The organism is Nostoc sp. (assembly GCF_036917455.1).
In the GTDB taxonomy this organism is placed as follows: Bacteria; Cyanobacteriota; Cyanobacteriia; order Cyanobacteriales; family Nostocaceae; genus Nostoc.
The window spans coordinates 1-9,552 of record NZ_JBALDK010000257.1 but is presented as its reverse complement, the minus strand read 5'-3'; the positions used below and the strand labels follow the sequence as shown (position 1 = coordinate 9,552).

The 9,552-nt window shown below is 37.4% G+C and carries 8 protein-coding genes; all 8 read right to left on the bottom strand.

All coding sequences use genetic code 11. The features are described from left to right. A partial coding sequence (locus tag V7K42_RS27945) for an acyltransferase family protein (protein WP_334920855.1) occupies nt 1-728 on the bottom strand: 728 nt, incomplete at its 3' end. A gap of 225 nt (nt 729-953) precedes the next feature. Then, the gene (locus V7K42_RS27940) at nt 954-1,715 is read right to left on the bottom strand and encodes a glycosyltransferase family 2 protein (protein WP_334920853.1); all 762 of its coding nucleotides are present in this window, start codon (nt 1,713-1,715) and stop codon (nt 954-956) included. A gap of 46 nt (nt 1,716-1,761) precedes the next feature. After that, complete coding sequence (locus V7K42_RS27935) at nt 1,762-2,958, bottom strand: glycosyltransferase (RefSeq protein WP_334920851.1); 1,197 nt, start codon at nt 2,956-2,958, stop codon at nt 1,762-1,764. Nucleotides 2,959-3,140: 182 nt separating this feature from the next. Further along, nucleotides 3,141-4,073, bottom strand: a complete 933-nt coding sequence (locus V7K42_RS27930) for a phytanoyl-CoA dioxygenase family protein (RefSeq protein WP_334920849.1) — start codon at nt 4,071-4,073, stop codon at nt 3,141-3,143. A gap of 23 nt (nt 4,074-4,096) precedes the next feature. Next, nucleotides 4,097-5,911 carry an asparagine synthase (glutamine-hydrolyzing) gene (gene asnB / locus V7K42_RS27925; RefSeq protein ID WP_334920848.1) on the bottom strand — a complete coding sequence of 605 codons (1,815 nt, stop codon included), beginning with the start codon at nt 5,909-5,911 and terminating at the stop codon, nt 4,097-4,099. 13 nt (nt 5,912-5,924) lie between these two features. After that, the gene (locus V7K42_RS27920; RefSeq protein ID WP_334920846.1) at nt 5,925-7,103 is read right to left on the bottom strand and encodes a glycosyltransferase; all 1,179 of its coding nucleotides are present in this window, start codon (nt 7,101-7,103) and stop codon (nt 5,925-5,927) included. A 71-nt stretch (nt 7,104-7,174) separates the two neighbouring features. Continuing rightward, nucleotides 7,175-8,320, bottom strand: coding sequence for a glycosyltransferase family 4 protein (locus V7K42_RS27915; RefSeq protein ID WP_334920844.1), 1,146 nt, complete (start codon nt 8,318-8,320; stop codon nt 7,175-7,177). A gap of 6 nt (nt 8,321-8,326) precedes the next feature. Next, complete coding sequence (locus V7K42_RS27910; RefSeq protein WP_334920842.1) at nt 8,327-9,304, bottom strand: phytanoyl-CoA dioxygenase family protein; 978 nt, start codon at nt 9,302-9,304, stop codon at nt 8,327-8,329. Nucleotides 9,305-9,552 lie beyond the last annotated feature (248 nt).

Below are 9,552 nucleotides of genomic sequence, written 5' to 3'. Positions count from 1 at the left end.
ATGATGTTAATTCTAATTGCTATCATAGTCATCATCACCAAACTATATGCGGATAATAAAAAATATGACTGATGTTGCTGTGATAATTTTTTATTGGGGGAAATTAATAAAGGTAAGCTTCCAAATAACCATATTAAGAATCCTTCATCACTCTTAAGTTTAATTCCAAAAAGTAAGAATAATAAAACAGTTATCAAAATGAGACATTGATTAAATCTTTGAAAATTGATAACTAACAACATCATAACTGGAAAGGTTATATAGTACCAGAACTCGTGACTTAGACTCCATAATGCTGCATTTGACCCTAACGTAGGAAAGTAAATATTTTGTAGGAAAAATAGATTACCCAGAAATATAGAGGGGCTGATACTATTTACAACTGGTTGAGGAATAATATTTGTGCCCAGATGACCTGAATAAACAATAGACTGTCCTTGGTTGAGGAAGTTACCTACTAGATCCCAAGTAAGACCAAGGAGTAGCGCTGGAATTAGAACAATCCACAGTCGTGATAGACGAGCTATCAGATATGATTTCCAAGTAAATTTATGTTGTTGTAACTTCTTGAAAACTGAGTTACCAATCAACAAGCCACTGAGAACAAAGAAAGTAATAACAGCTTGATGAGCAAAGCCAGTTATAAAATATAAAAATCTGACAAAAAGATTATTTTGAATGGAAATCTGATCATAGTTAACAAAGTATAAGTTTCTGAGATGACTAATAACAACTTCGATAGTTGCGATCGCTCTTAAAAAATCTAGCCCTTAGTTTGCTACCACGTTTAATTTCAGCTATGGAGAGTTTATCTAACAGTCTCAAACTTTTCTGAGTCATTTTTGTAGGTTTTGGTGCGCCAATAAAACGGATTTTGAACATTCTTTTTACATAAGCGTCTTTGTAGAGCAACCGCATTTTTATAAGCAGTAGAGATGTGATTAATCGCGTCTCTACAATTTTCCATACTCAAATAGACGAATTGCCAAAAGAGTTTCTGCTAGCATTCGCTGAAATGCATAGTACCAACCATGCCAACCGTCCAAAATACCGCCTTTCAGGATCAGACAGTAAATTAAGATGATAAAGGGAGCGAGGATTTTTTGTTTACGGATGCGATCGCTAAAACTAAGTTCGCTTTCTGGAGTCTCTAGCAGTTTTTTAGCTTCGATCACCATATAGCGATCCTGCGCCCATAACCAACAACTTAGGGGTTTGCGATCGTCGTGATGAATACAAGTAGACAGTTCAGCAGACTTACCCGTAAGTTGTAAAACCTGTGTATGTCCATCATCTATGTAGATGGCTTTGTTTTTCCGAAACAGAGTTTGGCGGGGGGGAAGTATAGTCCCACGCAGTGGCTTACCAAATATACAGTACTTAAACTTGGTAAAATAGCCGTCAATTTCTCCATCAATTGGTAAAAGTGCGATTTCAGAAATTAACTCATCAGTGACAATATAATCTGCGTCCAAAGAAAGCACCCATGATGATTTAATCTTTTCTAAGCCGTAGTTCCACTGTGTAGCATGAGTATCAAATTTACGTTGAAATACTTGAATTTGTGGATAGGAGTGGAGAATTTCTATAGTTTTATCTGTACTATAGCTGTCAATAACAATAATCTCCTTTGCCCAAGTCAACCTCTCAATGGCACGATGAATATTTGGGAATTCGTTGTAAGTGAGAATGAGAGGAGTAATTCTCTCTAGCATAGATGCCATAAATCATTTAAGTTTATTTAAGTAGGTCGGTATAATACTAAATTAGTGTTTGAGATAGTAATTGTTGCTTAATAAGTTTCGTATATATATCCATTAGATTTTCAGCAATATGATTCCAGGTATAGTTCTCCAAAACTAGTTTACGGGCGCGATCGCCCATATCCTTAACTGCTTGAGGATGGCTCAAATAGCAATCAACAGCTTCGGCGATCGCCTGCACATCCAATTGAGGAACGTAACCGAGTTTATTTTGTTGAACAACAGCAGCTAAAGCAACACCAGGAGTAACAACAACGGGAATACCAACAGCTAAAGCCTCTAAAACTGCTATGCCGAAATTTTCGGCGTAGGATGTCAAGGCAAATATATCTGACCCTTGAATGAAAAGGTTTTTTTCCTCTCCGGTCACAAATCCAGCAAAATGGGTGCGATCGCGCATCCCATTTGAGATGATCAGAGACTCAATTTCCGCTTCGTACTCTTTGGAACCACTCCCTGCAATCACAAAGGTGAAACGGTAATTAGTGAGTTTCCCCAAGGCGGGGATGAGATAATCTAATCCTTTTTTGGGATGCAAGCGTGATAAAAATAAAATTATTGGTTCATCTGCTGGGACTTGCAAATGTTCCCGAAGTCGAGAACGGGCATTGGGGATAGCAGGAGGAATAGAGAGTCCGTGAGGTAGAACAAAGCTAGGGGGACTGAGAGATAAACGAGAAACTTCTTGCTGTTCTTGTTCAGAGGTAAGATGAAGCGCCTGAGAGTGATTAAGGTTTGACCGTTCGATCAAGTTGAGATAAATTTGTTTTCTGAGAGCACTTTGCTGAAGTGACCATTCGCACAGTTGTCCTAGTGGGCGAACAATGTAAGGAATGCCTTGAAAACGAGCGATCGCCATTGCCACCGTAGAAGCATAGGAGAAAATAGCATGGATGTGTAACAAGTCATATTTTTTAGCATTTTGCCACAACCATGTAGTTAGCTGACTAGAAAATGCAAATTCTCTTATGGACGTAACTTTAGGAGAAAAGCGCGAAAAAAACTGAACTGGTACTTGCTTATACTCTATAGGTTTGCCAAGAGGTACATCGAGCAAATTATTGCCATTATCATTAGTGGTTACAATTTCTGCTGCAACCCCTTGATTTCGCAGTGCTTTAACTATTTCTAATACTGCTTGACTTGGCCCACCTCGCACTGATGCTACTGAAGGAATAATATGCAGAATTTTCATGTCATGTTTATCCAAAACTTTAAGGTTTTGAACTAGTACAGTAGGGCAGAAATAACTAGATAGTTATAAACTAACAAAAAATTAACTCTTAGTACGGAATATTTTAAATAAATAAAAAAATCAAGACAATAACTTTATTTTCAATGATTTATATAACGATAATGAGCCATACTAAGTTAGTATTATTTTAAGTAGATTCTATTGGTGTAGATATTAAATTGATTGGGTTTTGGATACGATCTTAAAGGCTTTTTCGGCCCTAATGGTAATGGAAACAAGGTGTAAGTCACTGCTACAATCAACCGATGCTTGTTTTTAGGGATAATAGAGCGGTGGAGTACATAGCTATTCTCAAGCCAAGCCAAGCCTGCCTCACCAGTAAGTTTTATTAAGTTATCTTCTATGGGAAAATTAGGATTATCATCAATATCTACATCTCTCGTTCTCGGTGGTAGTAACCATGTATGAGATTTTTTAATAAATGCATGAGGCCCAGAACTTTCATCTACATCAGTTAAATATATAAATAACTTAATTTCTGACCAATCATCAAGGTCTCGATGAAATTCTCCGGGATATGTAAAATATCGTTCATTTAAATTTGCTTGAACATCAAAGCCAGATAATAACCACCAAATCTGCATCAAAGAAATTGTTGGTTTTGCTCCAAATATATTCTCTATTATGCTTAAAACCCTTGTTTTATTTGCAAGTTCTAATAGATGTGGAGTATCGACAATATCCTCTGGTGTATAATAAGCATGAATAGAAGATTTGTGAGCGAATCTGGGTGCGCTAAACTTGCCATTCCCTGGACGATGCCGATCAATGCATAGCTTTGTAGACAGGTACGATCTAATTTCTTGAATTTGAGTAGTTGTCACAAACTTATCTAAGACAACTAATCCATCTTCTTGCAAAGATTGGATATTTTTTATTGTTTCAATATCAATTTTAAGATTCCGAGTTTTGGGAAGAAAGCAGGAAAAGAAATATGCGATTAACCTCCGCAGATTGGGATTTAAGATCGTCATTTGAAAATAGTATAATGACCATTTATAATCAGTCAATCCTTGTTTAGTTAATCGGATATATCTATCTATCTTCTTTTCCATTGCTAGAACATTGTAGAAACAGATTATTCTGAGCCAGCAATTTCATTCCACCAATGGTGGAGAATCGCTAAACTCCAATTACGATACCATAGTTTGAGATTAATATCTTTACCTAATTCTTGAGCCGGAAAATAATCACTCCAATCTTTCTCTATCCATTGCTGAAAAGGAAAAAAGAATCCTCGCTTGGGACGATTGAGTAACCAACTTGGTAACTCAGGAATTGCCTGAACTAATAATTGTTTACCTTGTGCAAGACGTATTGTGCTAGGAATAGAGGCGATCGCTTCTAGTAGAGCTTGGTCAACTAAAGGGACTCGCAATTCTAACCCCCAGGCCATACTCATAACATCGCTGTCCCGCAATAACTGATTACGCATATAACAACTCAGTTCTAGCAGGCTCACTTCATCTTCTAAAGAAGGCAGATTTTTAGGTAAGCTCCTATCCTGAAAAATCACCCCCTCCCAAATCGGTAAAGAGGCATCTTTTAAGTAGTGCTGAGTAATTTTCCAGGCTTCTCTGTGGGAGAAAATTCCTCTAAAACTACGGTAAGCTGCTGCGGTTGTTGGCTTTTGCTGTAAAAAGTCTCCTAAGCGCCTCATCCGTGGTGATATGCCCAAAGATGCTAATCCTCTACCCAGACTGCTGCTGATAGGTTGAATTTTCTGGAGTTGCTGACCCCAGCGCACCATATTTGGTACTTGTTGAAATGTTTTATAGCCACCGAATAGCTCATCTCCCCCTAATCCAGATAAAACTACTTTAGTTCCATCTTTACGGGCAATTTGGGATACACAAAAAGTATTGAAACCGTCAATACTTGGTTGATCGATACTTGCTAAAAATTTTGGTAATAGGTCTCGTCCTAAAGATGCAGTTACTTTATATTCTGTATGTTCAGTGCCAAATTCTTGAGCAACTTTTTGAGCAATTTCTCCTTCATTCCACTCATTTTCTTCAAAGGCAATAGAATAGGTGCGTAAATTACCTTTTTGAGTTTGACGGGATAAAGCAACAATTGAACTTGAGTCAATTCCACCACTTAAAAATATTCCTACTGGCACGTCACTGATAAAATGATGTTCAATAGAGTCAATTAGTGCATTACGAACTTTTTCTTTGGCTTCTATTAGAGAAATTGTTTCAGCCGCAAAATTTATTTGCCAATACTGTTGCTGGTTGACATTACCTGCTTGCCAACGCAACCAATGACCAGCTTCTAAACAGCGAATCCCGGCAATTAGAGTGTGAGGTTCTGGTACTGAGCCACTGACAAGATATCCATATAAACCCTCTGGACTTAAGGCAATGCTCGGTAATTTCGATGCCAGAATTGCTCTAATTTCTGAGGCGAATATTAAAGTCGATCCAGATTGCCAATAATATAAAGGTTTAATTCCTAAAGCATCGCGGGCAATAAAGCAGGTTTGTTCTTGATTATCCCAAATAGCAAAAGCAAACATCCCCCGCAAATTCTTGACACATTCTGTTCCTTGCTGCTGATAAAGTTTCAGAATAACTTCAGTATCAGTTTGTGAATAAAACTTCTCACCTTTTGCTTCTAGGTCAAGTCGTAATTGGCGAAAGTTATAAATTTCGCCATTAAAGGTAATCCAATAGCGTCCGTCAGGTGTAGACATTGGCTGATGTCCTGCGGCGCTGAGGTCAAGAATAGAAAGACGAGTATGAGCAAAAGCAACTTCTCGATTTGGGGAAATATAAATTCCTTGGTCATCAGGCCCGCGATGCTGTAATGCAGTTTGCATTCTCAGCATCAAGTTTTCCAAACTGTTTTTTATTTCAGTTTTCGTTAAAATTCCGGCAATGCCACACATACAGATAGTTTAATTATTTATGATTGAAAATAATAGCCTGATAAATCTCAACCATTTTGACTGCAACTTTGTCCCAAGTGTATTGTTCTCTAATTATTTGACGAGCGCGATCGCCCATATCTTTCGCTTCTTGGGGATGAGTGAGATATTCTTCAATATTTTTGGCGATCGCTAGTACATCTAATTCTGGAACGTAACCAATTTGGTACTTTTGAACTATAGCAGCTAAAGCTACGCCAGGGGTAACAAGGACGGGAACACCTACGGCTAAAGCCTCTAGAACTGCTAAACCAAAGTTTTCGGCATGAGATGTCAGGGCAAATAGATCCGAACCTTGGATAAAGAGGTTTTTTGTCTCTCCAGCAACAAATCCCGCAATATAGGTGCGATCGCGAATGCCATTTGAAACCAGCGCTGACTCAATTTCCGCTTCGTACTCTTGGGAACCACTACCTGCAACAACAAAAGTGAAACGGTGATGAGTAAGTTTGCCTAATGCGGGGATCAGATAGTCTAGTCCTTTTTTCGGATGTAAACGGGATAAAAATAAAATTACAGGTTCATCTGCTGGCAGATTGAGGTGTTGCCGAAGTAGAAAACGAGCATGAGGAATCTGGGGCGGGTGAGAAAGCCCGTGTGGTAATACAAAACTGGGAGCGATAAGTTCCAATTGAGCAACTTCTTGCTGTTCTAGTTGGGAAGTAAGGTGAATCGCCTGAGAGTGATTGAGGTTAGCTTGCTCGATTAACCTCATGTAAATTTGCTTTTTGCAGGTACTTTGTTGCAAAGACCATTCGGATAATAAGCCATGTGGGATAACAATATAAGGGACATTTTTGAGGCGAGCGATCGCCATTGCTATCGTCGATGCATAAGAGAAGATGGCATGAATATGTAAAATGTCATACTGGGAAATATTATCCCAGAGCCATGCTGTTAACTGCCAAGAAAAGGCGTATTCTCTGACAGTTTTTACAGTAGGTGAAAATCGAGAAAAAAACCAGATTGGAACTTGCTTGTATTGAATAAGCTTCTGTAAAGGAACATCAAGTAAGCAATCGCCGTTATCGTTCGTCGTAGCAATTTCAGCATCAACATTGTTAGTTCGCAATGCCTTAACCATATCCAGAACAACAAGACTTGGACCACCCCGTACTTGAGGAACAGAGGGAATAACATGGAGAACTCTCATAGCGGATATCCGCAGCAAATTCTAGTAAGATGCACCATTTAAGTTGTTGAAAAAAGTTAAAATCTATAAAATTAAATTATTTTTACTTTATTCTCATATTTTTCATTAATGGCTTGCTGATAAAGTTCAATATAATCGGAAATCATTTTCTCTGCTGAAAATTTTTTAGAATTTATAAATCCTTTTGACTTCAGCTTTTCTAGTGTGGGTAGATTACGAATTATCTCTTCTGTTGTTTCTTTCGGCTGCTCCGGTTCTATATATATAGCAGCTTCTCCTCCTACATCATTCATGGGGGAACGGTTGGATGTAAATACAGGACAACCACAAGCTTGAGCTTCGATAATTGGCCAACCAAAGCCTTCATAGAGAGAAGGGAAAAGTAAGGCTGTAGCAGAAGAATAGATAGCTCTGAGGTTTTCGTTATTAATTTCTACTAACTCTATTACTTTTTGCGTCATATTATGTGTTTTGATAAACTGACGCATTTCATCAGTCATGGGTTTACCCACCATAACTAAGTAAAATTCTGGTTGTTGGAGTTGCAGAATTAGCTGATGAAATATTTCTAGAACTCCCAACCGATTTTTGTACCAGTGATTTGCCCCTACATGCAGAATAAATGGATAATTTTCAGGAATTCCCAAAGCTTTTAAACGTGGTTGAGATTCCGTAGCTTTCATCGGCGTGTAAGGATAGTTTAAACCCATAGTAATTACAGATACAGCACTCTCAGACAGAGAAGAAAGGCGTAACACATCACTTTTAGTTTGTTCTGAAACACAAGCAACTTTATGCGCTTGGTTTAGTCCTCTCATCACCATTTGCTGGAATTGCTTACCAGTCCATCCAGTGCGATACTCGGGAAATTCCCCCAAACCAGAACGAATTGGCAATAAATCATGACAAGTGATGACGTGAGGTATATTTCCCAAATATTTTACGTAAACTGCATTACCTTGATCGCATATATGAACTATATCTGCCCAAGATAATGCTTGACGCAATTGTGCCGGGAAAAACACAAATTTATCAATATAACCTAACCATTTCCTGAGTGAATTTGGTGATGATAGTAGCTTACCAAACCAAGGATTTGGGCAAATAATTCTGACTTGATGCCCAAGTTTGCTTAAGTAATTTTCCAACATAGAAGCAAATATATCCATACTAATGATTGCATCTAATGAGTAATTACCTATCAACAAAATTTTCATGAATTGCTATATTTTTGGTTTTTGGTTAGAGTATTTTGATTTAAAATACCAGAGGATTCGCTTGACATTAATTAGTGCCTCAGCAGGCAATAGAGATTTTACTATATTTTTGTTAAGAGCCTCTAATGTCTTGGGTAACAATTGCTTCTGTAGCTCTAAGATATCTTGTAGTTTCATCGTAGCAATTGAAGTGTTAGGAAAAGCCGGGTAGTCTCTCTTAAAACCAAATCCGAGATAATCCATTACCTCTGGAGTGAGATTTTCAAGATACTCAGTATTCACTAGATTTTTTTCACCATGTCCTACATTCTCGCTACCAACTTGATCGACTTGAAAAAGCAAGGTAGTTCTGTTATAAGTTTTATCCTGAAAAGGTTTGGCTCTATGGATTCCGTGGATATCACATAATATCAGACTTCCCTTGAGCATGGGAAATATTAGTATATCTTTGCTATATGTATTGTCGATATAGCTGTCACTCAGGTAAATTTCATGGCTGTATTTGCGAGACCACTTATGCGAGTCTTTTATATATTGAAAGGCATTTTTTTCAACATCAGAGAAATAAAATAAAAACAACAGACCTGGCATATTATGTTTTTCAGATAATTGCTTACCAATTTGGCGATTATTATCTGTATGCCAGGGCATGTGGGAATTTTGAGATGTTTGATAAATTCTATGATTAGTTAATTTATAATCATCAGTAAAATATTCTTTGCATACATCTAAGACTTTTCTGGAAGTAATAATATCGTATATTTTTTTAGAACCCGCTAGGCAATGGGTAAAAAACTTGATGTCTTGAGATGTAACTACACCAACATCATTATTATTCAGCAATAGTTGATTGAAATCAATTTCTTGAAGTAGCTCTTCAACATACTGAGTGGTTAAGGCTTGTTCAAAAGCAAAGTATCCCTTGTCTTTGAGGTCATTAACTATTTCGCTAGTGCTGATATTGACAAAATTGGGATTAAACATGGTTGATGCCTTGATTTTGATGTTAAAAACTTAAATGTCTTTGAAATCTTTTTTTAAGTAGCTATCAAGAGTTTTTTGAAACTGTTGAAAACCAAATTGGTTAATTACTTTTTTTCTTAATGCCTCTGGTTGATAGATTAGAGGATTAGAATAAGTGCCCTGTAGGATTTGAATTATAGTTTCGGCGATCGCTTCTATATCATCAGGGTCAACAAGTGCGCCTAATTCTCTAATCTATCAACCAGAGG

Excerpts from the sequence above, each read along its gene's own strand:
- V7K42_RS27920 (WP_334920846.1), bottom strand. The coding sequence starts at position 7,103 with ATGAGAGTTCTCCATGTTATTCCCTCTGTTCCTCAAGTACGGGGTGGT.
- asnB (WP_334920848.1), bottom strand. The coding sequence starts at position 5,911 with ATGTGTGGCATTGCCGGAATTTTAACGAAAACTGAAATAAAAAACAGT.
- V7K42_RS27940 (WP_334920853.1), bottom strand. The coding sequence starts at position 1,715 with ATGCTAGAGAGAATTACTCCTCTCATTCTCACTTACAACGAATTCCCA.
- V7K42_RS27915 (WP_334920844.1), bottom strand. The coding sequence starts at position 8,320 with ATGAAAATTTTGTTGATAGGTAATTACTCATTAGATGCAATCATTAGT.
- V7K42_RS27910 (WP_334920842.1), bottom strand. The coding sequence starts at position 9,304 with ATGTTTAATCCCAATTTTGTCAATATCAGCACTAGCGAAATAGTTAAT.
- V7K42_RS27930 (WP_334920849.1), bottom strand. The coding sequence starts at position 4,073 with ATGGAAAAGAAGATAGATAGATATATCCGATTAACTAAACAAGGATTG.
- V7K42_RS27935 (WP_334920851.1), bottom strand. The coding sequence starts at position 2,958 with ATGAAAATTCTGCATATTATTCCTTCAGTAGCATCAGTGCGAGGTGGG.